At 56.6% G+C, this 26700-nt stretch carries 22 protein-coding genes; 4 read left to right on the top strand and 18 right to left on the bottom strand.

Features of this window, described 5'->3' with window-relative positions; genetic code table 11:
- Positions 1-129: 129 nt before the first annotated feature.
- Positions 130-1620 (top strand): Ppx/GppA phosphatase family protein, encoded by a 1491-nt coding sequence (locus NBV64_RS05015; RefSeq protein ID WP_009463099.1) that lies wholly within the window; start codon positions 130-132, stop codon positions 1618-1620.
- Positions 1621-1903: 283 nt separating this feature from the next.
- Here NBV64_RS05015 and NBV64_RS05010 read toward each other — a convergent pair whose 3' ends face one another.
- The 5 genes from NBV64_RS05010 to NBV64_RS04990 all read right to left on the bottom strand — a co-directional run bounded on the left by NBV64_RS05010 (position 1904) and on the right by NBV64_RS04990 (position 7623).
- Positions 1904-2686: a GNAT family N-acetyltransferase gene (locus NBV64_RS05010; protein ID WP_009463097.1), complete on the bottom strand. Its 783-nt coding sequence runs from the start codon at positions 2684-2686 to the stop codon at positions 1904-1906.
- A gap of 68 nt (positions 2687-2754) precedes the next feature.
- Complete coding sequence (gene glmM, locus NBV64_RS05005) at positions 2755-4098, bottom strand: phosphoglucosamine mutase (protein ID WP_250756798.1); 1344 nt, start codon at positions 4096-4098, stop codon at positions 2755-2757.
- A complete protein-coding gene (gene folP, locus NBV64_RS05000; protein WP_250756797.1) occupies positions 4095-4937 on the bottom strand; it encodes a dihydropteroate synthase in 843 nt (280 codons plus the stop codon). Before folP ends, glmM begins: the two co-directional genes overlap by 4 nt.
- Positions 4938-4963: 26 nt before the next feature.
- Complete coding sequence (gene ftsH / locus NBV64_RS04995; protein WP_009463092.1) at positions 4964-6877, bottom strand: ATP-dependent zinc metalloprotease FtsH; 1914 nt, start codon at positions 6875-6877, stop codon at positions 4964-4966.
- Between the two features lie 107 nt (positions 6878-6984).
- Positions 6985-7623 (bottom strand): RlmE family RNA methyltransferase, encoded by a 639-nt coding sequence (locus NBV64_RS04990; protein ID WP_009463090.1) that lies wholly within the window; start codon positions 7621-7623, stop codon positions 6985-6987.
- A 17-nt stretch (positions 7624-7640) separates the two neighbouring features.
- On the opposite strand from NBV64_RS04990, the gene NBV64_RS04985 reads away from it, so the two are divergent.
- Entirely contained in the window at positions 7641-8237 is a 597-nt protein-coding gene (locus NBV64_RS04985) for a YhbY family RNA-binding protein (RefSeq protein WP_026485246.1), read from the top strand.
- A 96-nt stretch (positions 8238-8333) separates the two neighbouring features.
- On the opposite strand, the gene greA is transcribed toward NBV64_RS04985, so the two are convergent.
- Entirely contained in the window at positions 8334-8810 is a 477-nt protein-coding gene (gene greA, locus NBV64_RS04980) for a transcription elongation factor GreA (protein ID WP_022983494.1), read from the bottom strand.
- A gap of 407 nt (positions 8811-9217) precedes the next feature.
- Positions 9218-10543 (bottom strand): solute carrier family 23 protein, encoded by a 1326-nt coding sequence (locus NBV64_RS04975; protein ID WP_250756796.1) that lies wholly within the window; start codon positions 10541-10543, stop codon positions 9218-9220.
- 319 nt (positions 10544-10862) lie between these two features.
- On the opposite strand from NBV64_RS04975, the gene NBV64_RS04970 reads away from it, so the two are divergent.
- A complete protein-coding gene (locus tag NBV64_RS04970; protein WP_250756795.1) occupies positions 10863-11501 on the top strand; it encodes a histidine phosphatase family protein in 639 nt (212 codons plus the stop codon).
- 366 nt (positions 11502-11867) lie between these two features.
- Here NBV64_RS04970 and NBV64_RS04965 read toward each other — a convergent pair whose 3' ends face one another.
- The 4 genes from NBV64_RS04965 to carA all read right to left on the bottom strand — a co-directional run bounded on the left by NBV64_RS04965 (position 11868) and on the right by carA (position 18104).
- The gene (locus NBV64_RS04965; protein WP_250756794.1) at positions 11868-12638 is read right to left on the bottom strand and encodes an SDR family oxidoreductase; all 771 of its coding nucleotides are present in this window, start codon (positions 12636-12638) and stop codon (positions 11868-11870) included.
- A gap of 13 nt (positions 12639-12651) precedes the next feature.
- A complete protein-coding gene (gene lpxO, locus NBV64_RS04960; protein ID WP_026485242.1) occupies positions 12652-13548 on the bottom strand; it encodes a lipid A hydroxylase LpxO in 897 nt (298 codons plus the stop codon).
- Positions 13549-13689: 141 nt separating this feature from the next.
- Positions 13690-16932 (bottom strand): carbamoyl-phosphate synthase large subunit, encoded by a 3243-nt coding sequence (gene carB, locus NBV64_RS04955; protein ID WP_022983490.1) that lies wholly within the window; start codon positions 16930-16932, stop codon positions 13690-13692.
- An 8-nt stretch (positions 16933-16940) separates the two neighbouring features.
- Complete coding sequence (carA, locus tag NBV64_RS04950) at positions 16941-18104, bottom strand: glutamine-hydrolyzing carbamoyl-phosphate synthase small subunit (RefSeq protein ID WP_425541748.1); 1164 nt, start codon at positions 18102-18104, stop codon at positions 16941-16943.
- Between the two features lie 169 nt (positions 18105-18273).
- On the opposite strand from carA, the gene tal reads away from it, so the two are divergent.
- Positions 18274-19236 carry a transaldolase gene (tal, locus tag NBV64_RS04945; RefSeq protein WP_250756793.1) on the top strand — a complete coding sequence of 321 codons (963 nt, stop codon included), beginning with the start codon at positions 18274-18276 and terminating at the stop codon, positions 19234-19236.
- A gap of 200 nt (positions 19237-19436) precedes the next feature.
- Here tal and NBV64_RS04940 read toward each other — a convergent pair whose 3' ends face one another.
- The 7 genes from NBV64_RS04940 to dnaX form a co-directional block, all read right to left on the bottom strand.
- Positions 19437-20174 (bottom strand): class I SAM-dependent methyltransferase, encoded by a 738-nt coding sequence (locus NBV64_RS04940; protein ID WP_250756792.1) that lies wholly within the window; start codon positions 20172-20174, stop codon positions 19437-19439.
- A gap of 273 nt (positions 20175-20447) precedes the next feature.
- On the bottom strand, positions 20448-21242 hold the full coding sequence (locus tag NBV64_RS04935; RefSeq protein WP_009463067.1) for an ABC transporter permease: 795 nt from the start codon (positions 21240-21242) through the stop codon (positions 20448-20450).
- Position 21243: 1 nt separating this feature from the next.
- The gene (locus NBV64_RS04930; protein WP_009463065.1) at positions 21244-22050 is read right to left on the bottom strand and encodes an ABC transporter ATP-binding protein; all 807 of its coding nucleotides are present in this window, start codon (positions 22048-22050) and stop codon (positions 21244-21246) included.
- Entirely contained in the window at positions 22043-23083 is a 1041-nt protein-coding gene (locus NBV64_RS04925; RefSeq protein ID WP_250756791.1) for an ABC transporter substrate-binding protein, read from the bottom strand. Before NBV64_RS04925 ends, NBV64_RS04930 begins: the two co-directional genes overlap by 8 nt.
- Positions 23084-23188: 105 nt before the next feature.
- Positions 23189-23800: a recombination mediator RecR gene (gene recR, locus NBV64_RS04920; protein WP_250756790.1), complete on the bottom strand. Its 612-nt coding sequence runs from the start codon at positions 23798-23800 to the stop codon at positions 23189-23191.
- On the bottom strand, positions 23800-24126 hold the full coding sequence (locus NBV64_RS04915; protein WP_009463063.1) for a YbaB/EbfC family nucleoid-associated protein: 327 nt from the start codon (positions 24124-24126) through the stop codon (positions 23800-23802). The genes recR and NBV64_RS04915 overlap by 1 nt, the downstream gene beginning before the upstream one ends.
- 41 nt (positions 24127-24167) lie before the next feature.
- A complete protein-coding gene (gene dnaX, locus NBV64_RS04910) occupies positions 24168-26615 on the bottom strand; it encodes a DNA polymerase III subunit gamma/tau (RefSeq protein WP_250756789.1) in 2448 nt (815 codons plus the stop codon).
- Positions 26616-26700 lie beyond the last annotated feature (85 nt).

Below are 26700 nucleotides of genomic sequence, written 5' to 3'. Positions count from 1 at the left end.
GGAGCGCAAATATCACATCGCCTTTCCCAAGATGCTTTCATCTAACTTTTCTTAATTTTCCGGTTTATGTAACAAAACCCATGATTAATGTCCTTATAATCGCACAGTAATCATCCCGAGCGATGCCTCATGGAACAACTTCTTGCCGCTGTGGACCTGGGCTCCAACAGCTTTCGTTTATCCATTGGACGAGTGGTTCAGCACAACGGTCATGCCCAGATCTACACCATTGACCGCCTGAATGAATCCGTCCGACTCGCCGCTGGCATGGGTCCCGACAAATACATCAGTCCCGATGCCATTGAACGCGCCGTAGTCATTCTGAAACGCTTCAACGAACGCCTGGCCGGTTTTCACCCTAATCGCGTTCGCGCTGTGGCCACCAATACCTTTCGGGTGGCACGCAATTTAAGCGAGGTTCTGCCGGCTGCCGAGGCGGCCTTTGGCTTTCCTATCGAGGTCATCTCCGGCCACGAGGAAGCCCGCCTGATTTTCTCCGGAATCAGCAACGAGCTGCCCCCCTCCCCCAATCGCCGTCTGATGATCGACATCGGCGGCGGTTCAACCGAAGTCATTATTGGCAAGGGCCTCAAACCTCTGCTCCTGTCTTCGCTCTACATGGGCTGTGTCAGCTATACCGACAAATTCTTCTCCGATGGCGTGATCACCGAAGAGCGCATGAGCAATGCGATCCTGACGGCTCGTCGCGAACTGGAAGGAATTACGCGCCAATACCGCAAAACGGGCTGGCAGGAAGCGTATGGCTCCTCCGGAACCGCCAAGGGCCTGATCGCCATCCTGCAAGAGAACGGCATGTCCAAAAAGGGGATTACCCTGGAAGGCATGGAATTGCTGCGCAAACGCCTGGTACACGATGGCAAGGTGGACACACGCAATCTGAGCGGCATCAAGCCACACCGTGCGCCCGTGCTGGCGGCAGGTCTGGCCATTATGATGGCCGCCTTCCAGGAGCTGAAGATTCGCCAGATGCTGCCTGGTGAAGGCGCACTGCGTGTGGGTGTGCTCTACGACATGCTGGGGCGCGAATCGGAACACGATCAGCGTGACCAGACCGTTCAGCAAATGATGAAGCGCTATCAGGTCGACACACGCCAGGCCCATCGTGTGCACGAGGCGGCGATGAAGTTCTTCGCACAACTGAAGCTGCCCGACACCCCTGAAGTGCAGGAACTGCAGCGTCAATTGGGCTGGGCCGCCGATCTTCATGAAGTGGGCCTGAGCATTGCACACGCGGATTACCACAAGCACACGGCCTACGTGCTGGAGCATGCCGATATGCCCGGCTTTTCCAACGACGACCAAGCCTTGTTGAGCTTCCTGAGCCTGGGTCACCAAGGCAAGCTGGGCAAGCTCAAGCGCTTTGAGTCCAATAACGCCTGGTGGCTGACATTGCTGAGCCTGCGTCTGGCCGTCATGCTGATGCGCCGTCGCGAGGACAGGGAAACCTTGCCGCTGAGCCTGCAAGCGCGTGGCAAAACCGTCATGATTCATCTGGATCACGAATGGATGGCCAGCCATCCCCTGTCCCAGGCCTCCTTGCTGGCTGAAGTACAGGCTTGGCAAAGCGATATCAATGATTTGAGCCTGGAGCTGGTCTGACAAGGCCTGCTGGACGTGTAGCGGCCAGGTGGGCCTGTTGAAAAACACTCCACCCAGCTTACAGCCCCGATAGCCTTGCTGACAGGCCCGTTGATTGGAGTATGGCTGACGCTAGCTGGCCGAGCCGCTCATTGACAGCGCCAAAGCCTGCCAAGCCCGAGCCAAGCAGATCATCAGAACCTAAAAAACCCCCGAAAGTTGGATGGCCATCCAACTTTCGGGGGTTCTTTTTATTCGCAGGCCCTATTCAGGCCCGACTTGGTCAGGCCTGAGCAATACGCAATCAGACCAGGCCAAAGTGACGTTTATAGCGCTCGTCCATGGCTTCCAGATCCAGCAGGACAGGAAAGTCTGCCGTATTGAAGTCCGGATCCCAGGCAGGTTCACCACAAATCGTGGCACCCAGCTTCAGGTAGCCTTTGATCAGCGGTGGAATGCGCGCTGGCAAATCGCTGTTCAGTCGTTCAACCGGATAGCGATTCAAGGGCTGCACATGCGGAATGTGCTTGTTGTCCTGCATGGATTTTTGGGCCACACGCCAGACTTCGGCAGCGGTGACGCCATCATCACGCAAACTGACACTGGCACAACCCAGAAGGTAACGGTAACCACCTACACGCGTCAGGGCAGCAATACCACCCCACAGCATCATGATGGCCGAGCCATTACGGTAGTCGGGATGGATGCAGGAGCGCCCAACCTCAACCAGGCTGGGGCGCAGCGCATCCAGGGCGCTGATATCGAATTCGGACTCTGAGTAATAGCCGCCCGCTTTATTGGCATTTTCAGGGGTCAGCAAGCGGTAGGTTCCTACAACCCGGTTCTCTTCGGGTTCGGTAACCATGAAATGCTCGCACCAGGGGTCGAAGCGGTCTATATCCAGACCATTGTGCTGGTCTGGAAAGACGGCGTTCATTTCCTGGGTAAAAACCTGAAAACGCAAGCGCTGAAGGCATTCAAGCTCAGCCTGGGTACGAGCCAGGCGCAAGGCCAGGCCTCCAACGGTATGACCTGCCCAAGTATTCGCCCAATCCACTTCAGTACGTTCGCGCTCAAGATTTAGCATCGTGATGACTCCAAACACTTTCGTGCATCATGCACAAACAATGTTTCAGGTATTTGATAGCCACATTACTATTTCATTAAATCCACTGCAAGCAAGGTATCGATGCCTGCTTGAGCCAGATCGGCTTGTTCTGCTTCCACCATCAAGCGCAGCTTGGGTTCTGTACCTGATGCACGAATAAGCACTCGCCCACGGTCACCCAACATTTGCTCCACTTTACGGGTTGCCTGTTGCAAACCCGCATGGTTTTTCCAGTCCTGGCCCGCTTGCAATGGCACGTTAACCATAATTTGCGGGTACATCTTCAGGCCTTCCATCAGTTCTGGCAGGCTCTTGCCGCTATGGCACAGGGCGGTCAGCACTTGCAGGGCGGCAATAATACCATCGCCTGTGGTGTGCCAGTCCAGGCACAGTAGGTGACCGGAGCTTTCGCCACCGAACACCCAGCCGTTTTGCTGCATCAATTCCAGCACGTAGCGGTCGCCCACTTTGGCTCGAGCAAACTCCACGCCCAATTCCTGCATTTTCTTCTCGAAACCCAGGTTGGTCATCAGCGTGCCAACCACGCCTTTTACAGGCTGGGTCTGCAGATGATCAGCAACAATTAGATACAATAGTTCGTCGCCATTGTAGATGCGTCCCTGGGAATCGACCATTTGCAGACGGTCTGCGTCACCATCCAACGCAATACCCAAATCTGCGCCGTGCTTGCGTACTTCTTCGGCCAGCTTCTCGGGATAAGTCGCGCCCACTTCCTGATTGATGTTGAACCCATCAGGTTGAACACCCACGGCAACCACTTCGGCACCCAATTCGCGGAACACGTGCGGAGCGATGTTGTAAGCCGCGCCATGAGCGGCATCCACAACAATCTTGAGCCCGTTCAGGTTCAAGTCGTTCGGGAAGGCACTCTTGCAAAATTCAATATAACGGCCAGCCGAGTCAGCCAGACGACGGGCGCGGCCCAGGGACTCGGACTTCACCCAGTGCATGGGCTGGTCAATGGCTTGCTCGATTTTCAGCTCGATCTCATCAGGCAGCTTGGTGCCCTGTGCGGAAAAGAACTTGATACCGTTGTCGTAATACGGGTTGTGCGAGGCAGAGATCACGATACCGGCCGTCAGGCGCAGCGTACGCGTCAAATAGGCCACAGCGGGCGTAGGCACAGGGCCAGCCAGCAATACATCGATCCCGGCGGCCGACAAACCGGCTTCCAGCGCCGATTCCAGCATGTAGCCAGAAATTCGGGTGTCCTTGCCAATCACCACGGTGGGGCGGCCTGTACCTTCATACTGGGCAGCCAGAACCTGCCCGGCAGCGTAACCCAGGCGCAAAGCGAACTCGGGGTTAATCGTTGGGCCACCTACTTCACCGCGGACACCATCGGTGCCGAAATACTTACGATCGCTCATTCAGAGACTCCACATTCAACCGCGTTCCACACATCCAGCGCTTCGCGCGTGGCGGCTACATCATGGACACGGACAATTTTTGCGCCCCGTGCCACGCAGGCAAGGGCTGCCGATAGACTACCAATCAAACGCTCACTGGCGGGTTTCCCCGTGACATGGCCAATCATGGATTTGCGCGACAAGCCGATCAACCAGGGGTAACCAGGCACTGCCGCCTGCTGCAAATCCCGTAGCAACTGATAATTATGTGCCGCTGTTTTACCGAAGCCAAAGCCGGGATCCAGCATGATACGCTCGGATTGAATGCCTGCGCTCACTATGGCGTCACATCGTTGTTGCAAAAAATGACGTACATCAACGACCACATCATCGTAGTGAACCTGCTCTTGCATGGTCCTGGGCTCACCTTGCATGTGCATGATGCACAGTCCGCAATTGGAGTCCTTGACGGCCTCGAGGGCACCGGGCATGCGCAAGGCATAGATGTCATTGATCATGTCTGCACCGGCCGCCAGGCTGGTGCGCATGACCTCAGGCTTGAACGTATCCACCGACAAGGCCACACCGCTGTCGCGCAAGCCCTCGATCAGGGGAATGACACGCTCAAGCTCTTGTTCCAGGGAAACGGGTTCGGCACCGGGACGAGTCGACTCGCCACCAATATCCAGAATGTCTGCGCCTTCGGCGATTAATTGACGGGCGTGGTCCAGCGCCCGAGGCAAATCATTGTGTGCATTGCCGTCATAAAAGGAGTCTGGGGTGACATTCACAATCCCCATAACCAAAGGGCGCTCCAGCCCAAACTGGAAGCGCCCACAAGACCACTCAGGGTAATTCATGAAATAGGCATGGCCTATGTTGTAAGTTAAGCAACCGGCGTTGTCGCCGCGGCACCCTTGTCATCAGCTGGGCGAGGACCAGCGGCTGGTGGCGTGGAGCCATCGGAGGGTGTGTTGTCATTGCTGTTGGGCACGTGTGGAGCCCGTGGTGGCAAACCTTTCATGATGTCGTCGATCTGGTCGGCATCAATGGTTTCCCACTCCAGCAAGGCCTTGGCCATGGCATGCATCTTGTCCATATTGTCTTCGATCAGCTTGCGGGCAACCGCGTACTGTTCGTCGATAATCTTGCGGATTTCGAAGTCCACTTTCTGCATGGTGGCTTCGGACACATGGGTGGTTTTGGTGACGCTGCGACCCAGGAACACTTCGCCTTCGTTCTCGGCGTACACAACAGGCCCCAGAGAGTCTGTCATGCCGTAGCGAGTCACGATGTCACGCGCAATTTGCGTGGCACGTTCAAAGTCGTTCGATGCGCCCGTGGTCATTTGATTCATGAACACTTCTTCAGCGATACGACCACCGAACAGCACGGCGATCATGTTCAACAGGCGCTCTTTGTCCATGCTGTAGCGATCGCCTTCCGGCAACTGCATGGTGACACCCAACGCACGACCACGAGGAATGATGGTGACTTTGTGAACCGGATCCGTCTTGGGCAGCATGCAAGCTACCAAGGCGTGACCGGCTTCGTGGTAAGCGGTGTTGCGACGCTCTTCCTCGGGCATGATCATGGTGCGACGTTCTGCACCCATGATGATCTTGTCCTTGGCGCGCTCGAAGTCCTGCATATCCACGGTGCGACCATTACGGCGCGCAGCGAACAAAGCGGCTTCGTTGACCAGGTTGGCCAGATCAGCACCGGAGAAACCGGGAGTACCACGAGCCAGCACCACAGCGTCCACGTTGGGAGCCAAAGGCACTTTGCGCATGTGCACTTTCAGAATCTGCTCACGACCACGGATGTCAGGCAGGCCAACAACCACTTGACGGTCAAAACGGCCAGGACGCAGCAAAGCGGGGTCCAGTACGTCAGGACGGTTGGTTGCAGCAATGACCAGTACGCCTTGGCCGGTTTCAAAACCGTCCATCTCGACCAGCAACTGGTTCAGTGTCTGTTCACGTTCGTCGTTACCACCGCCAAGGCCTGCGCCACGCTGGCGGCCCACGGCGTCGATTTCGTCGATAAAGATGATGCAAGGCGATTGCTTCTTGGCGGTCTCGAACATGTCGCGAACGCGGGAAGCACCCACACCCACAAACATTTCGACGAAGTCGGAACCGGAAATGCTGAAGAAAGGCACTTTGGCTTCGCCAGCAATGGCACGAGCCAACAGGGTCTTACCTGTACCCGGCGAGCCAACCATCAGGATACCGCGTGGAATGCGGCCACCCAGACGCTGGAAGCGGCTTGGGTCGCGCAGAAAGTCCACCAGTTCCTGTACGTCTTCCTTGGCTTCGTCGCAACCGGCCACGTCCGCAAAGGTAACAGGGTTGGAGTTCTCGTCCAGCAAACGTGCACGGGATTTACCGAAGCTGAATGCCCCGCCCTTGCCGCCACCTTGCATCTGACGCATGAAGAACACCCACACGCCAATCAGGAGCAACATGGGGAACCAGGAGATGAACAGGCTGGTCAGGAAGGAAGGCTCTTCACGGGCTTTACCCGATACCTGCACACCGGATTTCACCAGTTCAGGCACCATCCACAGGTCACCGGGGGACGTCAGCGAGTAGCTGCGGCCAGAATCCGGCGTGACATGCAGGGTATCGCCCTGAATATCCACCTTGCTGATGCGGCCGGAGCGGGCATCATTCATGAATTGTGTGTAAGTGACGCCATCAGTGGCTGGTGGCCGGCCGTCAAACTGCTTGAAAACAGTAAACAGCACCAGCGCAATAACCATCCAGATCGCGACTTTGGAAAACGAATTGTTCAAAGCCAATCTCCTGCGATTGCGATAACTTGCTCCATATGCTTACACATACCTGAACAAGCGCCATACATAGTTCATTCTACCCGATTCAAAGCCCGGCAAGTCATAAATTACCTGCGCTTCAAGCCACGGGCAACGAGAAAGGTTTCGGAGGATTTATCACGCGAAGCCTTGGGTTTACGCTCGACGACTCTGACAAAATTCTGCTTGAAAGACTCCACGATCTGGGAAAACCCGCTGCCGTGGAAGGCTTTGACGATCAGTACCCCTTCATCGGTCAGATGCTGCAGGGCAAATTCCTGTGCCAGCTCGCATAAATGCTGGATGCGGGCGGAATCGGCCGATGCCACACCAGACAAGTTGGGGGCCATATCCGAAATCACAAGGTCTACCGCCGCACCTTTTAAGGAATCTTGCAATTGCTCCAGTACAGAGTCCTCGCGAAAGTCGCCTTGCATGAACTCTACCCCGGCAATTGGTTCCATTTCCAATATATCCAGTGCGATAATGCGACCATTGAGCACACCGCCAGGGCCGACCATGCGTTCCCGTATCAATTGCGACCAGCTGCCCGGCGTAGACCCCAGGTCCACCACCACCTTGCCCTGAACCTGAATCTTCTCCAGATCCAATATTTCACTGAGCTTGAAGGCCGCACGCGCGCGATACCCTTTTTGTTGCGCCAATTTGACGTAGGGGTCATTTATATGCTGCTGAACCCACTCTTTAGAGAATTTTTTCTTGGCCATTCCCGTACAATCTCTTTATGCCAAAACTCAACCTTACACCTCATGAGCGCAGCGAACTTCGTGCTGCTGCTCACGCTCTGCGCCCAGTTGTCCTGATTGGAGACAATGGCCTGACCGACGCCGTGATCAAGGAAATCACCGTCCACCTGCAGGCTCACCAGCTCATCAAGATCCGTGTGGCCGGTGATGACCGTCAGGCTCGTCTGACCATGTTAGAACAAATCTGCGATGCGCTCGATGCTGCCCCTATTCATCATCTGGGCAAAATCCTGACTATCTACAGACCCAATATCGAACGCCCCCCTGTTTTGGGAGCGCCTGTTGAAAAACCTACCCGTGCGGTGCGCAAGCCTTCGGAGCCTTACACGCCCAAAAAGCTGGCCGCTTCCGGTGTTCAGCGTACGCGCAAGACGGAACGTGCTCGCCGTGCTGAAATGCAAGCTGAACGCAGCAGCACCCAGGAGAAGAAAGCCTCGGCCGCACCACGCAGTGTTCAAAAGTTCTCGGCAGTCAAACCTGCTGCCGCGCCCCGTAGCAATACCAACCGTCCTGGCAGTGCCATGTCCTTGCGGGCAGGTGCTCGTCGCGGACTGGGCGGTTCGGGCAAACGCTAAACTGCCGTAAATTATAAGGCCCCCGCACAATGTGCAGGGGCCTTTCTTTTGCGTGCTCGAATCAACAGCAGGGCAAGCCTGCTGTCAGAAGCAAGGTCAAACGTAACTGATCGACAGGATTTCGTATTCACGAATACCGGCGGGCGCCTTGACCTCGACCACATCACCTTCGCTCTTGCCGATCAGGGCACGAGCCACAGGGCTGGAGATGGAGATCTTGTTGGCACGGATATCGGCCTCGACGTCACCCACAATCTGGTAAGTCACGGTGTTGCCGGACTCCAAGTCCTCGATTTCAACCGTAGCACCAAAGACGATGCGGCCATCCGCCTGCAGCGCGGCCGGTTCGATAATCTGGGCATTGGACAAAGTGCCTTCCAATTCGGCAATCCGACCCTCGATAAAGCCTTGGCGCTCGCGCGCGGCATCATACTCGGCGTTCTCGGACAAATCGCCTTGTGCTCGCGCTTCGGCGATGGCGTTAATTACATCCGGGCGTTCCACCGTCTTGAGGCGGTGTAATTCGACTTGCAAACGTTGTGCGCCCTGCGCAGTCAATGGGATCGCAGACATAGTATTCCTGCTCAACAAGTAAAAGACGCTCCGTAGCAGGAGCGCCTGGAAGATAGGGGGATAACGATGATGGGGCAAACAATCAAACAGGTTGAATCGGCCGACTTGAAAGTCCTGCTGACCCTACAGCGTACATTCAAACACACTACTCAAGCCAAACCTGCCGGCTGCCCCAATATGGCTTTTCCGACACAGAGAAATTCTGCGGCAGAAAAAAACCCCGCGAAGAACCGGGGTGTGAGATCTATTGTCGGCAAACTGCCTGAAAATAGCAAGCCCCTGAAACCCCTGTGTAAAAAAACAGAAGCTCAAGGGCCACGGGTTTAGAGCAGGCTATGTCAAGACTGGCGACAGGCTGAGGGCCAAACTAGTCAGAGCCAGGCCAGTCTTGATTCGCCTTGGGCCGACTACACCATATTCTGGCGACGGCCTCGCAACAAAGCGTGCAGCAAAATAGCACCAAAGGTGGCGCAGCCAATGCCGTCCAGACGAATCACGCCAAACTGCAAGGAGAAGTTACCAGCCCCCAGAATCAGGGTGACGGCTGCCACCAGCAAATTGCGGTTATCGCTGAAATCCACCTGGTTCACCACCCAGATACGGGCGCCCGCAATAGCGATCAAACCAAACACCACGATAGACATGCCACCGAGTACAGGACCAGGAATCGACTGAATCACGGCACCAAACTTGGGCGAAAAGCCCAGGAAAATCGCGATCACGGCAGCAAAGGCAAACACCAGCGTCGAGTAGATACGGGTAGCGGCCATCACGCCGATATTCTCAGCGTAAGTCGTCACACCAGTGCCGCCTACGGAGCCGGACAGCATGGTCGCCACGCCATCACCCACGAAAGCACGACCCAGATAACCGTCCAGATCCTGACCGGTCATGGCGCTAACCGCCTTGATGTGACCCAGATTCTCGGCCACCAGAATAATGGCCACCGGCACAATCACGGTCATGGCATGAGCCTGGAACACAGGCGCAGAAAAGCTGGGCAGACCCAGCCAGGCGGCTTCAGCAACCGGCGCAAAGTTGATTGGGGTGCCGTAGCCCATCACATTGGTGAAAACCCAGTACAACACGCAAGCCAGAGCCAAACCCACCAGAATCAGCAAGCGTTGAGTCACCCCACGGGTGTAGACCGCAATACCACCCACGCACAATACGGTCATCAAGGCCATCATGGAATCGAAGGTGCCGCTACCCATCGCGCCCTTGGCCGCAATAGGAGCCAGGTTCAGGCCAATCACCGCCACAATCGAGCCGGTAACAACCGGAGGCATCCAATGGTTGATCAAACGCGCTGCCCCACCCTGGGTACGGGCATTGAACACCCAGACCAGAACACCGATCAGCGTATAGACCAGACCACAGATAATAATGGCCCCCAAGGCCACGCCAATATTGGGATTCGGGCCGCTGCCGGCATAGCCGGTAACCGCAATCACACCGCCAATAAATGCAAAACTGGAACCCAGGTAGCTGGGAACCCGGCCACCGACAAACACAAAGAAAATCAGCGTACCAATACCGGACATCAAGATGGCCAGATTGGGATCAAAGCCCATCAACAAGGGAGCCAGAATGGTGGAGCCGAACATGGCCACCACGTGCTGCGCACCCATGGCAATGTTTTGCGGCGTGGCCAGACATTCGTCGGGCTGCACAACCGCACCGGGTTCGCTGCCGGACACTCGGCGCCAACGCGGGAAGTAAGACTGAGACATAAAGGGTTCCAGAAAAGGAATAAAGAAATACAGCGCAATTGGTCAGACGGTCGCGCAGTGCTCCCTGAGGCACTGGCTGATTCGTTGAGGCATGATTTTAAACGTGAAAGACTCAACAAGGCACCTGAAAATAAGGCAGTACGCGGTAAACCCCAACATGGATCCAGCCAATACAGGTTTCAAACTGCCTTTTGACGTCGATGCTCGCGCTATATGCGGTATATACCCCCTCTATCTACCTGTGCTTGACTGGCCCATTACAATAGACAATCAGCCTGCCTTTGGCAGTCCGATTCCCTAGCAGAGTGATTACGCCAGCATGAGTACGTCTATTTGTCTGATCCGCCATGGTGAAACCGCCTGGAACGCCGTACGCCGTTTACAGGGCTGGCAGGATATAGAGCTGAACGAGACCGGCCGCGAACAGGCCCGTGCCCTGCAAAGTTACCTGAGCTCCCCGGCGTTTCACATGCCTGTGGATGCCGTCATCAGCAGTGATCTGCAACGCGCCTCGGAAACTGCGGCAATTGCCTGTCAGCATTGGGATATTGAAATCCAGCAAGTCCAGGGACTGCGCGAACGCGGCTTTGGCAAGCTGGAAGGCCAGGCCTGGGATGCGGCAGGCCGCCATGGGCCGGATCAGCCCGACGATACCGTCGATATCGATTACGCCGTAGAGGGCGGCGAATCACTGCGTCAGTTTCAAACACGGGTTCTGAGCTGCTTTGAGGCGCTGGCGCAGGACAATGCGGGCAAAAACCTGCTGGTCTTTGCCCATGGCGGTGTCATTGATATGGTTTGGCGCAAGCTGAACCAGCAGGCGCTGAATGCCAAGCGCACTCATGCCATTTTGAATACCAGTTTGAATTTCTTCAGTATCGATGAAGACTTGAACTGGACCTGTACGCAGTGGGGGCAGTTGCCACATCTGAACACGGCACTGGACGAGCAAGTCTAAGCCATACATAGCCATGATCAGGCAGGTACCCGCAGATCGGATTAGCTGCAGCGTTCGATAAACCAGCCTGAGACTTGTGCGGAGTCCTGTCCGCCTGACTCACCTCATCAGTTCCTGACAGTGTCTCCAGCGCCACACCCGCAACCTTCATCCTTACGATAGCGACGGCCCTATACCAGGAAGAGCCACAGGCACTATTGCGGTTGCGGTTGCGGTTGCGGTTGCGGTTGCGGTTGCGGTTGCGGTTGCGGTTGCGGTTGCGGTTGCGGTTGCGGTTGCGGTTGCGGTTGCGGCCATAAGCATAGCCCCCCTTCCAACCACGATGAGGCCAACAAGGGCCTCAAAAATCAGCGACAGGGGCAATGATCAGCTTTTTTTGTTCAGTCGTGGCTTGCGCGGCGCCTGACGAGCCAGACGGTCATACAGCCAATTAGGGAAAAGACGCATCAGGCGCGAGACAACTCCCATCTGCCACGGAATGACTCGATAGGACACGCCCTGCTCGATAGTCTTGCGAGCTTTGCGGGCAAAGTCCTCAGCAGGCATCAGAAACGGCATGGAGTAAGGATTCTGCGCCGTCATGGCCGTGCGAATATAACCGGGCGTAATGGTGACAACAGAGACACCGTACAACGACAGCTCCAGCCGCAAGCTTTCGCAGTAGGCAATGACAGCCGCCTTGGAGCTGCTATAAGCTCCTGCACCAGGCAGACCACGAATACCCGCCACGCTGGCAATACCCACCAAGGTTCCCTTCCCCGCCGCTTTCATGGTGCCGATAAAAGGCTCGAAGGTCGCCACCATGGCCAGAAGGTTTGTATCCACAATGGCTTTGAAGACGGCAAAATCCTCGGTTTCTTCCGTCAAGGTGCCAGCGCTGATCCCCGCACTGGCAATGACCACATCAATTTTTTGCCCTGTGAACTGCAAAAAGTCCTGGGCCGCTTGATGCAAGGCGTCTCTGTCACGTACATCCGCCACATAGATACGGTGCACACCGGGCAAGCTCTCAGCCAGCGCCTGGAGTTCTTCCTGACGCCGGCCCAGCAAACCCAGGCAAGCACCTTGAGCGGCGTACTCCTGGGCCAGCGCTTTGCCCAGACCGCTGCTGGCACCCGTGATAAAGACGGTTTGCATCTTTGCCTGCTTTTTACAGGAAGATCAGGGCAGCAATGCCCAGCACCAGCAACCACTTGAGGATGTAGTACAGGGTTTCGTTCTTTTTCTTGATCGCCTTGCCGAAACGACGCACTGCATAAACCGTACCGAAAATACGGTTGATACCACCGGTGCGGTCGCCTTCCTGGTTAGGAGCGGCAGCGGCGCGCAGCAAGAAACCACCCACTGCGTGATTGATCGCCTGTGCCCAACGGTAACGCATGGGGCGCTCTACGTCCGCAAATAAGATAATGCGGTTCTGATCCGTTTTGTTCTCGGCGTAGTGAATAAAGGTTTCATCAAACACCACGGCCTCGCCATCACGCCAGTGATAACGCTGGCCGTCCACTTCGATATAGCAATCCGGACTATTAGGCGTCATCAGCCCCATGTGAAAGCGCAGCGAACCCGCATAAGGGTCGCGGTGACGCGGTAAACGGGCACCGGGTGGCAAAGAGGTGAACATGGCCGCCTTGATCGAAGGAATGTCCTTGAGCAGATTGGTCGTCACCGGGCACAGTTCGCGTGCTGACGGATGATCCGCGTCATACCACTTCAGGTAAAAACGCGTCCAGCCGGTTTTAAAGAAGGAGTTGAAACCTGCATCGTTGTACTTGTCCGAGGCCTTGATATGGCCTTCGCCAAATAGCTGCTCGGCCTCGGCACGGATTTCATCGCAGTGCTCCAGCAGCTTGTTCAGCTCGGGAAAGTGTTTCAAATCCAGATACGGCTCGTTCGGTACTGCCGAAAAGCCGTACATGAAGACGTTCAAAGGAGCCGTGAAGGTGGAATGATCCAGCAACTGGCGAGAAAACCGGTGCCTGACTCTACCCCTGAAGTGCACAACAATCGTGCACACGATGAACAAGGCAAGAATGAACCATTTCACGACATGATCTCCAAAGAAGAAAACTTCTGCACTGTGCAGGCGGTGGCCTGCGTGCTGCCCCAATACGACGGCTTGGTCTTGTCTGATGCAAGAACAAAAAAAGGCGCACCACTAAGGTGCGCCTTTCCAGCCGGGTAAGACTTAGTGTTTCGCGAGCAGAGCGTGCAGCTCTTGAAGCGCGTAAACTTTCAAGCCCTCACCTTGGCTCAGATACTGCAAGCCTTGAACCGCCGCCACAGCACCGGCAATGGTGGTGTAGTAGGCCAGGTTGGCAGCCAGCGCATGTGTACGGATTGTACGCGAATCAACGATGGCGTTGCGACGCTCTTCAACCGTATTGATGACCAAGGAAACTTCACCATTCTTGATCATGTCCACAATGTGCGGACGGCCTTCGGTAACCTTGTTCACCACTTGAACAGCCAGACCAGCCTGTTCGATGGCGCTGGCGGTACCGCGAGTAGCCACAACCTTGAAGCCCAGCGAAATCAGGCCACGAGCCACTTCAACCGCTTGTGGTTTATCCTGAGCACGCACGCTGATGAAGGCCTGGCCGCCCTTGGGCAGGTTCACACTGGCAGCCATCTGCGACTTCACGAAGGCTTCGGCAAACGAGGTGCCCACACCCATGACTTCGCCGGTGGACTTCATTTCAGGTCCCAGAATGGTATCCACACCAGGGAACTTCACGAAGGGGAACACGGCTTCTTTCACGCTGTAGTAAGACGGCGTGACTTCTTCAGTAATGCCTTGCTGGGACAGAGTCTGACCAGCCATGGCGCGAGCGGCGATCTTGGCCAGCTGCAAACCGGTAGCCTTGGACACGAACGGCACGGTACGCGAAGCACGTGGGTTCACTTCCAGCACGTACACATCGCCATCCTGAATGGCGAACTGCACGTTCATCAAGCCCTTCACGTTCAAGGCCTTTGCCATAAGTGCGGTCTGGCGCTTGATTTCAGCCACGGTTTCGTCGCTGAGCGAGTAAGGGGGCAAGCTGCAAGCGGAGTCACCGGAGTGAACACCAGCTTGTTCAATGTGTTGCATCACACCGCCCACAAACACGCGCTCGCCATCGGCCAGGCAGTCCACGTCCACTTCTGTGGCGTTATTCAGGAAGTGATCCAGCAGCACGGGCGAGTCATTGCTGACCTTGACCGCTTCGCGCATATAGCGCTCCAGGTCTTGCTGCTCGTGCACAATTTCCATGGCGCGGCCACCCAGCACATAGCTTGGGCGCACCACCAGGGGGTATCCAATTTCAGCAGCCAGAGCAATGGCTTCGCCTTCGGTACGAGCTGTACGGTTTGGCGGCTGACGCAGACCCAGCTTGGTCAGCAGCTTCTGGAAGCGCTCACGGTCTTCAGCCACGTCAATGGATTCAGGGCTGGTACCGATGATAGGTACACCGTTGGCTTCCAGAGCACGTGCCAATTTCAGCGGAGTCTGGCCACCGTACTGAACGATGGTGCCCACGGGTTTTTCGATATGAACGATTTCCAGCACGTCTTCCAGAGTCAGAGGCTCGAAGTACAGACGGTCGGAGGTGTCGTAGTCGGTAGAAACGGTTTCGGGGTTGCAGTTGACCATGATGGTTTCGTAACCATCTTCGCGCAATGCCAAAGCAGCGTGCACGCAGCAGTAGTCAAACTCGATACCCTGACCAATACGGTTAGGACCACCACCCAGAACAATGATCTTCTTCTTGTCCGTAGGATGGGATTCGCACTCTTCCTCGTAGGTCGAGTACATATAGGCCGTATCGGTGGAGAATTCGGCCGCGCAGGTGTCCACACGCTTGTAGACAGGACGCACGTTCAACTGGTGACGCAGTTTGCGCACTTCCGATTCCACGGTGTCCAGCAGGAAGGCCAGACGGCGGTCGGAGAAACCACGACGTTTCAGACCGAACAAGGTGTCGCGGTCCAGATCGGCCAGCGTCTTTTGCTCCAGAGCCAGTTCAATGTCCACGATCTCTTTGATCTGGGCCAGGAACCAGGGGTCGATCTTGGTCAGGTTGTGAACTTCGTCCAGGGTCAGGCCTTGAGCGAAAGCATCGCCCACATACCAGATACGCTCTGGGCCGGGTTCGCCCAGCTCGACCTGCAGTTTTTCGCGGTCGGTGGTTTTCTGGTTCAGACCATCCACACCCACTTCCAGGCCACGCAGGGCTTTCTGGAAGGATTCCTGGAAAGTGCGGCCAATAGCCATCACTTCACCTACGGACTTCATCTGGGTGGTCAGGCGCGAATCGGCCTGAGGGAATTTTTCGAAAGCGAAACGTGGCACCTTGGTAACCACGTAGTCGATGGTGGGCTCGAACGAAGCGGGAGTCGCACCGCCGGTAATTTCGTTCAGCAGCTCGTCCAGGGTGTAACCTACGGCCAGGCGCGCAGCGATCTTGGCAATAGGGAAGCCCGTGGCTTTGGAAGCCAGAGCCGAGGAACGGGACACGCGCGGGTTCATTTCGATAACGATCATGCGGCCGTTATCGGGGTTCACCGCGAACTGTACGTTCGAACCACCGGTATCCACACCGATTTCGCGCAATACGGCGATCGATGCATTACGCATGATCTGGTATTCGCGGTCGGTCAGGGTTTGGGCAGGAGCCACGGTGATGGAGTCACCGGTGTGCACACCCATGGGGTCCAGGTTTTCAATGGAGCACACAATAATGCAGTTGTCGGCGCGGTCACGCACGACTTCCATTTCAAACTCTTTCCAGCCCAGCAGGGATTCTTCAATCAGCAGTTCGTTGGTTGGCGATGCTTCCAGACCACGACGGCAGATGGTTTCGAATTCTTCAGGGTTGTAGGCAATACCGCCGCCCGTACCGCCCAGCGTGAAGCTGGGGCGAATCACGACGGGGAAACCGGCGGTGCCGATTTCTTCAGCGATACGCTTTTGAACCGCCCAGGCTTCGTCCATGCTGTGAGCCACGCCGGACTTGGCGGACTCCAGACCGATGGAGGTCATGGCGTCCTTGAATTTCAGGCGGTCTTCGGCTTTTTCAATAGCAGCGGCGTTGGCACCGATCAGCTCGACACCGAATTTTTCCAGCACGCCATGCTTGGCCAGATCCAGGGCGCAGTTCAGCGCGGTTTGGCCGCCCATGGTGGGCAAGAGCGCATCGGGACGCTCTTTTTCAATGATTTTCTCGACAGCTTGCCAGGTGATGGGCTCGATGTAGGTGACGTCGGCCGTATCCGGGTCCGTCATAATGGTGGCCGGGTTGCTGTTGACCAGCACAGTCCGGTAACCCTCGGCCTTCAGGGCCTTACATGCCTGGGCTCCCGAGTAGTCGAATTCACAAGCCTGACCAATGATGATCGGGCCTGCGCCAATGATAAGAATGCTTTTTAAGTCTGAACGCTTTGGCATAGTGCGATTTATTTATTGGCCTGGTGGGCAGCCATCAGGCTGATGAATTTGTCGAACAGCGAGGCAATATCGCGCGGGCCGGGAGTGGCTTCGGGGTGACCCTGGAAGCAAAACGCGGGGCGATCTGTCAACTCGAAGCCTTGCAGGCTCTGGTCGAACAAAGAAATGTGCGTGACCTTGGCATTGGCTGGCAAGGTTGTGGCATCCACCGCAAAGCCGTGATTCTGGCTGGTGATGAACACGCGGCCGCTGGCCAGTTCCTGCACAGGGTGGTTGGCACCGTGGTGGCCATTTTTCATCTTCAAGGTCTGAGCACCTACGGCCAGACCCAGGATCTGATGACCCAGGCAAATACCAAACACAGGCAACTTGCGCTCCAGCAAGCCCTTGCAAGCTTCGATTGCGTAATCGCAAGGCTCCGGATCACCAGGGCCATTGGACAGGAACACGCCATCGGGTTCGTAAGCCAGCACCTCGGCCAATGGAGTTTGCGCAGGCACGACGGTGACCTTACAGCCACGGTCCGCCAACAGGCGCAGGATGTTGGCCTTGACGCCAAAGTCGTAAGCCACCACGTGGAAGCGGTCGCCTTCGGGCTTGGAGAAACCTTGGCCCAGTTCCCACGAACCTTCGGTCCAGTTGTAGGACTTGTCGGTGGTAACCACCTTGGCCAGGTCCTGACCTTTCAGGCCAGGGAAAGAGCGAGCCAGTTCCAGTGCACGTTCGGCGTCATCACCCACCAGGATGCAGGCACCCATGGAGCCTTTCTCACGCAAAATGCGAGTCAGCTTGCGGGTGTCGATACCGGAGATGGCCACAACACCCTGAGCTTTCAGGTAGTCGGGCAAAGACTGGGTGGAGCGGAAGTTGGACAGGCGGGCGGGACAATCGCGAATGACAAGCCCGGCAGCGTGGGCTTTGGTGGATTCGGAGTCCTCTGGATTGACACCGGTATTACCGATGTGCGGATAGGTAAGCGTAACAATTTGACCGCTGTAGCTTGGGTCTGTCAGGATTTCCTGATAGCCCGTCATGGCTGTATTGAAAACGATCTCAGCAACACAGTGCCCCTCGGCACCGATTGATACCCCTTTGAATAGGGTTCCATCCGCCAGGGCTAGGACGGCACTAGTGATAGTGCGGGACTCCTCAGGAAATAAAGACGGCAGCACGTTAAAAACCCCGGATTCTGAAATTAATATTAAACCTTCTAATTATATGCTCAAACGGGGTTTCTCCGGTAGTTTATCGGTAATAACACCGAAACCAGGCACGAAAACCTGGAAAATCGACTACAGTAATTGATTGGTTTGATGGCTTTGCGATGGACTAGTAACAGACATGACTACTCAGCTTGACTCCCTGCGCCAGTGCACAACCGTAGTGGCCGACACGGGCGATTTTGAAGCGATGCGTGCGTATCGCCCTACCGATGCAACAACCAATCCTTCCCTGATTCTGAAGGCTGTCCAGCAGGCGGCCTATCGTCCCTTGCTGGACCGTGTCATCGCCGACCACCCTCACGCCAGCCTGGCAGAAACCAGCGACTTGTTGCTGGTTGCCTTTGGCCGACAAATTCTGGACATTGTTCCCGGCCGCGTCTCCACCGAAGTGGATGCCCGCCTGTCCTTTGATACCCTGGCCAGCGTCGAGCGCGCCCGCCATATCATTCAGCATTACGAAAAGGCCGGTGTGCCGCGCGAACGGGTACTGATCAAGCTGGCGAGCACCTGGGAAGGCATTCAGGCCGCCCGTGCGCTGCAGGCCGAAGGCATCAACTGCAACCTGACCCTTTTGTTCTGCCTGCCGCAAGCCATCGCCTGCGCCCAGGCCAAAGTCACCCTGATCTCGCCCTTTGTGGGTCGCATCTACGACTGGTTCAAGAAAACCGCCGGCCAGGACTGGGACGAAAGCGCCAACCAGGGCGAGAACGATCCCGGCGTGCGATCAGTACGCAGCATTTACGAATACTACAAAACCTATGACATCCCCACGGAGATCATGGGTGCCAGCTTCCGCAATGTCGGCCAGATCAAGGCGCTGGCCGGATGCGATCTGCTGACCATCAGCCCGGATCTGCTGGGCCAGCTGGATGCAGCCCAAGGTGAAGTGCCTGCCATGCTGGATGTGGCGCGCGCCAAGGCGGTTGCCCCCGAATGGCGTGCCAGCAATGAAATCACTTTCCGCACGGATTTGAACCAGGACGCGATGGCTACTGAAAAGCTGGCCGAAGGCATCCGTCAGTTCACCGCGGATGGCATCAAGCTGGACTCCTTGATTCAGCAAGCGCGTCAGCAGGTTTGATCAGTGGCACTGCAGTTTAAAAGGCTTTGCACCCAGCAAAGCCCGAAAAGAAGCTCCCATGCTTGATCAACAACTTGATCAGCAAAAAGGATCAGCCCGGCATTGCGCCGGGCTGATTTGCTTTGAGCCCTATCTGGACTGCAGCCAGATCTTGCTCAGGTCAATACACACCACACTTTTCTAATCCAGCACACTTTCTTTCAACGTTCGCAAAGCAAGCTGATTTGTGGACAATTCTTCTTGTAGTCTTCCCAAAAGCCTGGCGGATAGGCATCCAAAGCCTGCTGAGTCAATAACGGCATCTGCCAGCGAAAGGACCGAAAACCCGCCTTTGCCAGGGCTGCTTCGTAATGCTCTTTACTCCAGCGGTGATAGGTAAAACGAATCGGCGGCCCCACATTAAAGTGTGCAGTATGCCGAAAGCCCTCTTGGTACGGCTCCTCCGTCAGCACTTTCAAACCGTACTTGGCCACATCCTCCTTTCCCAACTGAAAGTCCGGGTTCACGGTATAGGCCACCAAGCGACCATCCGGTTTCAGATTATCTGCCACGGCCTGGAACATCTGCTCCAACTCCTGCACTGACCGGGAGTAATTGAACAGAAAGGCCGCAATTGCCCGGTCGAACTGCCCGATTACCCCCATCTGCAGCACGTCTCCCACCCGGAACTCAATATCCTCCTTCTGCTGCCTGGAAATGTCTTTAGCCTGATTAACCATGCTCTCCGAAATATCCACCCCCACGACCTTGGCTGCCCCATGCTCGTAGGCCCGGCGCCCGAAAAAACCATAACCACAGGCCAGATCCAGCACAGACTTGCCCTTCACGTCTCCCAGCAACTGCTCCACAGTAGCGACCTCTGCCAGCCGAGCGGGCGAGGTCCGGTTGAACTCTTCGTAAATCATGCCGATTGCGTTGTAGTCATGCTGTTTTTCCATGTACGTCTCCATCTGCTTGGTTTGACAACAAACACGTCAAGATACTAAGACTGCTGGCACACACCGATCACGCGGTGCGGCCTTGATCTATAGCACTTTGGGGCCTGGGCGATAGGAGTGAAAACCACATATCGATCCTGTCATGTTTGTTCTTTTATGTATTTAAGCGCCTAACTGTCTCCTCCCTGTCCCCACTCTCGAAAACAAGCAGGCATAAAAAAACCGACTCCTGAAACGGGAGCCGGTTCTCTCGACATTTGGGCCAGACAGCGGTCAGAGCTTTTCTGTGCCGCCACCTTGCGGCCGCCAGGCCAGCAAGCGATCCTCAAAGACACTGACCAGCCCATCCAGGATCAGCGCAAACACCGTCAGGACAACAATACCGGCGAACACTGTATTCACGTCCAATGTGCCCTCTGCCTGCAAGATCAGATAACCGACCCCACTGGCTGAACCCAGGTATTCACCCACCACAGCACCCACAAAGGCCAGACCGACCGAGGTGTGCAGGCTGGAGAACACCCAGCTGGTTGCCGAAGGAATATAGACATGGCGCAGCAACTGGCGACGGCTGGCACCCAGCATGCGGGCGTTGTCCAGCAAGGTGGAGCTGACTTCACGCACACCCTGGTATACGTTGAAGAACACGATAAAGAACACCAGAGTCACGGCCAGAGCCACTTTGGACCAGATACCCAGACCAAACCACATGCCGAAGATAGGCGCAAGAATCACGCGCGGCATGGAGTTGGCTGCCGTCAGGTACGGGTCCAGCAAGGCCGCCGCACGCGGCGACAGGCCCAGCCACAGACCGCAAGCCAGACCGGCAATCGTACCGATGGCAAAGGCCAGCAGGGTTTCGCTCAAGGTCACGCCCAGGTGCAGGTAAATATCACCATTGGTGACGAACCAGGCCCAGATCACCTTGACCACTTCCAGTGGCTGACCAAAGAAGAAGGCTACTTTGGGGTCCAGCGTAAAAAAGTGCCAGGCAGCCAGAATGACGATGAGCAGCGAGATTTGCCAGCCGCGCAGGGCCAGCTTGGATTGAGTAATAGATTTAGACATATCAGGCACGCTTTTGCTGGGCATAACCCTTCAGAACTTCATCACGCAAGACGGCCCAGATTGCCGCATGCAATTCGACAAAGCGAGGATCATTGCGTACTTCGGCCACGTCACGAGGGCGTGGAAGATCGACATGAAATTCGCCGATGGGATGAGTGCCCGGCCCGGCCGACAGGACCACCACCCGGTCGCTCATGGCAATGGCTTCATCCAGGTCGTGAGTGATGAACAGCACGGCTTTACGCTGCGCCATCCAGATCTCCAGCACCTCGTTTTCCATCAATTGACGGGTCTGAATGTCCAGCGCCGAGAACGGCTCATCCATCAGAATGATGTCGGGATCACGAATCAGGGTCTGGGCCAGCATGACACGTTTGCGCATACCGCCAGACATCTGATGCGGGTAACGATCCCCGAAACCACCCAGGCCGACTCGCTTGAGCCACTCCTGGGCACGGGCGCGGGCCTCGTCCTGCGGGACACCGGCAAACTCCAGACCGGCCATCACGTTGGATTCGGCACTGCGCCAGGGCATCAGCGCTTCGCCCTGGAACATGTAGCCAGCGCGCTCGTTCACCCCTTCCAGGGGTTTACCGAACACACGCACTTCGCCCGACGAAGGGCTCAGCAAACCCGCCCCTACGTTCAGGAGCGTGGATTTGCCGCAGCCCGTTGGGCCTACAACCGACACAAATTCGCCTGGAGCAATGCTCAGGCTGGCGTCACGAACCGCTGTGTACGTACCTTTGCCATCGCGGGATGCAAAAACACAGCTGATGTTATCTAAAGAAAGTGCTGCCTCAGACATTGGGATACTTCTTGTTGGCTTTTTCAGCAAACTCGTTGGTGAAGATCTTGCTGGTATCAATCTTGGATGCGTCCAGATTCGGCACAAAAGCGGCCAGCGCATTCAAGGCGGTAGCGGGGCCATCAGCATCGACCAGACCATCTGGCGAGAGTGCTTCTTTATTGGCGTCCAGACATTGTTTGTACAGCTCTACATCACCCAGCAGGTAGGTGGCAGGCACGGTTCTGGCAATGGTTTCAGCGTCGTTGGCCTGAATCCATTTGTCGGCGCGCACGATGGCGTTGGCCAGGGCCTGAGCCGTGTTCGGATTCTTGGTGATGAAGTCTTCAGAGGCGTACAAGCAGGCCGAAGGCATATTGCCGCCAAAAATGGTCTTGGTGTCGGCAACGGTACGGGTGTCAGCAATGACACGTACTTCGTTCTCCTTGAGCAAGGTGCCGATAACCGGGTCCAGGTTAGCCATGGCATCGATCTGACCCGTACGCATGGCAGTAACCGCACCCGCGCCAGCGCCTACACCGATAAAGGCCACGTCCGAGGGTTTCAGACCATTCTGCTCCAGATAGAAGTTGACCATCATATTGGTCGAGGAACCCGGTGCGGTCACACCGATTTTCTTGCCCTTCAAATCCGCAGGCGACTTATAGTCAGCCATCGTCTTGTTGGACACGGCCAAAACGATGGCCGGTGCGCGTCCTTGCTGCACAAAGGCACGGTACATCTGCCCTTTGGCCTGCAAGTTGATGGTGTGCTCAAAAGCGCCCGAGACGACATCGGCACTACCACCGACAACCGCTTGCAGGGCCTTGGAGCCACCGGCAAAGTCGGCCACTTTGACCTTGAGGCCTTCATCATCAAAATAGCCGTTGATCTCGGCAATGGACAAAGGCAGGTAATAGATCAGCGCTTTGCCACCGACGGCAATCGTGATGCTTTTTTTCTCGATTTCCTGTGCACGGGCCAATGTTGGCAGCGACAGTGCCAATCCCGATGCTCCAACCAGCTTGAGTGCATGACGACGAGTCAGTTTCATGGCAATCCCCTTCTTGTTGTTGGTCATTAATTATTTAGGTCTGATACTTATACTAAAAAACAAAGGGGGGTGTCCCCCCCTTGTCCGCCAAGCGGTCAAACCCGTTTACGTGGCGCGACGCTCCATCAAAGCCCAGGCAATGGTGCTGGGGTCTACGTACTCCAGCTCGCTCCCGGCTGGCACACCGCGTGCCAGTCGAGTCACTTTCAAACCTTGGCTAGTGAGCATTTCCGCCAGATGATGGGCGGTAGTTTCGCCCTCTGCGGTGAAATTGGTCGCTAGAATCACTTCCTGCACTTGGCCATCACCGGCTCGCTCTAGCAAGCGGTCAAATTGCAAGGCATCCGGGCCTATGCCTTCCAGCGGCGTCAAACGCCCCATCAGCACATAGTAAAGGCCTCGATAGCCATGCGTAGCCTCGATCATGTTTTGATCGGCAGGCGTCTCCACCACACACAACAACGCCGGATCACGGCGGGGATTGGCACAGGTTTCACAGATAGGTTGAACAGTGAAACCATTGCAGCGCTGACAGTGCTGCAGTGCCGTCGCGGCATGTTCAAGAGCGCGGCTCAATTGGTCGGCGCCTACCAGGTCGTGTTGCAACAAGTGGTAGGCCATGCGGCGAGCGCTACGCTCGCCCACACCGGGTAGCCGACGCAGAGCCTGGATCAGAGCCCGAAGCGGTTCGGGCTCAGCGATCTGCGGTTCGTTCATTAGAACGGGAACTTCATACCGGGTGGCAGTGGCAGGCCAGCGGTAACACCCGCCATTTTTTCCTGCGACGTTGCCTCGGCTTTGCGCTGTGCATCGTTAAAGGCAGCAGCAATCAAATCTTCCAGCATCTCTTTTTCGTCTTCCAGCAGGCTGGGGTCGATAGAGACACGGCGCACATCGTGGCGGCAGTTCATGATGACCTTGACCAGACCACCACCGGAAACGCCCTCGACCTCGATATCGGCCAAGGCTTCCTGGGCCTTTTTCATGTTTTCCTGCATTTGCTGCGCCTGGCGCATCAAGCCGGCAATCTGACCTTTCATCATGGTTTGGTTTTCCTGATTGATATAAATTGACAAGGGGCCATTCAGGCGGCCCGAACCAAAGGAGTGGCCTTGATCGATCCGGCTTTGACGCTGCCGTCAAAGTCCTGGATCAGGCTCAAGACAAAGGGATCCTGGGCAACCTGCTCTTCGGCCTGCCGCTGGCGCTCGGCCAGCTTGGCCTGCTCCACGGCATGCGCGGTAGCATCGCCCGTATCCCCGTATTCGATCACCAACTGAATGGACTGGGCAAAGTATTCCGACAAAACGGTGCGCAAGCGCGCTTTGCCCTGGCTGCCTTCAGTGGCCTTGATTTTGGCACGCAGGTGGATTTCCTGGCCTTTCACGCCCAGCCATTCGCTCTGGCGGGCCAATTCAGCGGCCCAGCCACTTAAGGGCAGGCTGGTTGCCACTTCAGGCCAGGTTTCCGGTTTCATGCCGCCCAGACGGACGGTACGCGGGCTGTCCGAACCGCTTTGCGGTACAGGCAGGCCCAGTTCAGTGTCGGGCATGAAGCGATCAGACAGGGACACAGACGGTACATCGCCGTCTTCTTCGGCACGAGCCGCGTCCATATCCAGAGGTTGGTAATTCTCGAACTCTTCGTCCATGCCCTCGGACAGCCAGGCGGGCTCTTCCGGGCCGTCCTGGGTGGAGACGGCTGGCGGCGCTTCTTCTGCCACCGGGTCTACTCGGGCAGCGGCCTGGGCCTGAGACGACATCAGGGGCTGAGCACTGCTCTTGCCCTGGGCTTTGGAGGATTCCGCTACAGGGTCGGCAGAGGAATCAGCCTGGGATGCGGAGGTGGGCTCTGCGGCTGGCTGGGCTGACGGGGCGGATGGAGTCGATGCCGCTTGGACGGCTTCAACAGCGCTGCTGCCAGCAACTGCAGTCGCAGCTTCTTGAGGCTGACTGGTCGCGGAACGGGCGTCAAAGTTTGCATCCGCTGGGGCAGACTCTGAAGAGTCATAGCTGGCCCCTGCACCGGCAGGCTCGGGAGCATCTTCCCAGGCCGGGACAAAATCGTCGTCAGCAGGGATGGATTCTGCGACTGGCGCTGCTTGGGCTGCATGTGCACGGGCAACATTAGCGACCGGGGCGGCTGCAGGGACAGAAGCCTGTGCCTGCTGAGACGCGGCCTGTGGGCTAACCGCAGGCTGAGTGGTTTGCGCGGCTTGTACTGCTTGTGCGGTTTGCGTGCTCGGCTCTGTTTGCGCACCCTGCGCAGCTTGCTGTAGAGGCGCGGCAGAGGCGGCGGCATCAACAGAGGCAGCGGGGGCTGCCGCAGGAGCGGGAGCAGCCTGAGCCGCGCCAGCACCAGCACCAGCACCAGCACCAGCACCAGCACCAGCACCAGCAGTATCAGACCCCGAAGGCCCTGCTGGCGGTGGCACATACGCCGAGACGGGCTCGGGCAGCAAGGCCAGCATGCGCAAGCACGCCATCACAAAACCGGCGTACTCATCCGGAGCCAAAGACAGCTCCTGACGGCTATGCACCGCTACCGAATAAAACAACTGCACATGATCGGGCGAGAGCATGGGCGCTAGTTGCCGCACCGCCTCTGCCAGAGGATCATCATCAGAAATCGTGCCGGGAATGCGCTGCTCGATGGCGATACGGGACAACAAGGTTGCCAGATCAGCCAGAGCGCCCGAATAAGACAGGCCGCGCAAGGCCAGATCATCGGCCACACCCATAATGGCCTGTGCATCGTAAGCGACCAGCGCTTGCAGCAATTGCGCCAGGTGGCGTTGATCAATGGTGCCCAGCATGGCTTGCACAGCCTGGGCGCTAAGATCGCCCGCGCTATAGGCAATAGCCTGGTCGCTCAGCGACAAGGCATCGCGCATGGAGCCATCAGCTGCCTGTGCCAGCAAACGCAAGGCAGGCAGCTCGAACTGCATTTCTTCCTGAGTCAGAATGTCTTGCAGATGGCCCACAATCGCGGGCACTGTCATCTGCTTCAAATTGAATTGCAGACAGCGCGACAAGACCGTGACCGGAATCTTTTGCGGATCGGTCGTGGCCAGAATGAATTTGACGTGCGCTGGCGGCTCTTCCAGCGTCTTGAGCATGGCGTTGAAGGCGTGCCCGGTCAGCATGTGAACTTCGTCAATCATGTAGACCTTGTAACGGCCCGAGCTGGGGGCGTAGACCGCCTGCTCCAGCAGCTGGGTCATCTCTTCCACACCACGGTTGGAAGCGGCGTCCAGCTCTACATAATCAATAAAGCGGCCAGCATCAATCTCGGTACAAGCGCGGCAAACGCCACAGGGCTTGGAAGTGATGCCAGTTTCGCAGTTCAGCGACTTGGCCAGAATACGCGACAAGGTGGTCTTGCCCACGCCGCGTGTGCCCGTAAACAGCCAGGCATGGTGCAGGCGCTGGGTATCCAGGGCGTGCGTCAGAGCGCGCACCACGTGGTCCTGACCAACCAAGGTGTCAAAGGAACGGGGGCGCCACTTGCGGGCCAGAACGAGATAGGTCATGCGAATTCCGGACGGCGTGAACCATCAATACAAATAAGCGAAAGGAAAAGTGTACCGGATTCGGTGCTGAAGGGAAGCAGATAGA

Source organism: Alcaligenes sp. DN25 (assembly GCF_023674485.1).
Taxonomy (GTDB): Bacteria; Pseudomonadota; Gammaproteobacteria; order Burkholderiales; family Burkholderiaceae_B; genus Alcaligenes; species Alcaligenes phenolicus.
The sequence above is the reverse complement of the archived record's forward strand: the minus strand, read 5'-3'. Positions and strand labels throughout refer to the sequence as shown.

Bases quoted from the DNA above. Each gene is read 5' to 3' on its own strand.
- NBV64_RS04935 (WP_009463067.1), bottom strand. From the start codon at position 21,242: ATGTCTAAATCTATTACTCAATCCAAGCTGGCCCTGCGCGGCTGGCAA.
- glmM (WP_250756798.1), bottom strand. From the start codon at position 4,098: ATGAGCGATCGTAAGTATTTCGGCACCGATGGTGTCCGCGGTGAAGTA.
- NBV64_RS04965 (WP_250756794.1), bottom strand. From the start codon at position 12,638: ATGCAAACCGTCTTTATCACGGGTGCCAGCAGCGGTCTGGGCAAAGCG.
- NBV64_RS05015 (WP_009463099.1), top strand. From the start codon at position 130: ATGGAACAACTTCTTGCCGCTGTGGACCTGGGCTCCAACAGCTTTCGT.
- tal (WP_250756793.1), top strand. From the start codon at position 18,274: ATGACTACTCAGCTTGACTCCCTGCGCCAGTGCACAACCGTAGTGGCC.
- NBV64_RS04915 (WP_009463063.1), bottom strand. From the start codon at position 24,126: ATGATGAAAGGTCAGATTGCCGGCTTGATGCGCCAGGCGCAGCAAATG.
- dnaX (WP_250756789.1), bottom strand. From the start codon at position 26,615: ATGACCTATCTCGTTCTGGCCCGCAAGTGGCGCCCCCGTTCCTTTGAC.
- carB (WP_022983490.1), bottom strand. From the start codon at position 16,932: ATGCCAAAGCGTTCAGACTTAAAAAGCATTCTTATCATTGGCGCAGGC.
- recR (WP_250756790.1), bottom strand. From the start codon at position 23,800: ATGAACGAACCGCAGATCGCTGAGCCCGAACCGCTTCGGGCTCTGATC.
- NBV64_RS04970 (WP_250756795.1), top strand. From the start codon at position 10,863: ATGAGTACGTCTATTTGTCTGATCCGCCATGGTGAAACCGCCTGGAAC.
- greA (WP_022983494.1), bottom strand. From the start codon at position 8,810: ATGTCTGCGATCCCATTGACTGCGCAGGGCGCACAACGTTTGCAAGTC.
- NBV64_RS04985 (WP_026485246.1), top strand. From the start codon at position 7,641: ATGCCAAAACTCAACCTTACACCTCATGAGCGCAGCGAACTTCGTGCT.
- NBV64_RS04925 (WP_250756791.1), bottom strand. From the start codon at position 23,083: ATGAAACTGACTCGTCGTCATGCACTCAAGCTGGTTGGAGCATCGGGA.
- NBV64_RS04930 (WP_009463065.1), bottom strand. From the start codon at position 22,050: ATGTCTGAGGCAGCACTTTCTTTAGATAACATCAGCTGTGTTTTTGCA.
- NBV64_RS04940 (WP_250756792.1), bottom strand. From the start codon at position 20,174: ATGGAAAAACAGCATGACTACAACGCAATCGGCATGATTTACGAAGAG.
- folP (WP_250756797.1), bottom strand. From the start codon at position 4,937: ATGAATTACCCTGAGTGGTCTTGTGGGCGCTTCCAGTTTGGGCTGGAG.
- NBV64_RS04975 (WP_250756796.1), bottom strand. From the start codon at position 10,543: ATGTCTCAGTCTTACTTCCCGCGTTGGCGCCGAGTGTCCGGCAGCGAA.
- NBV64_RS04990 (WP_009463090.1), bottom strand. From the start codon at position 7,623: ATGGCCAAGAAAAAATTCTCTAAAGAGTGGGTTCAGCAGCATATAAAT.
- NBV64_RS05010 (WP_009463097.1), bottom strand. From the start codon at position 2,686: ATGCTAAATCTTGAGCGCGAACGTACTGAAGTGGATTGGGCGAATACT.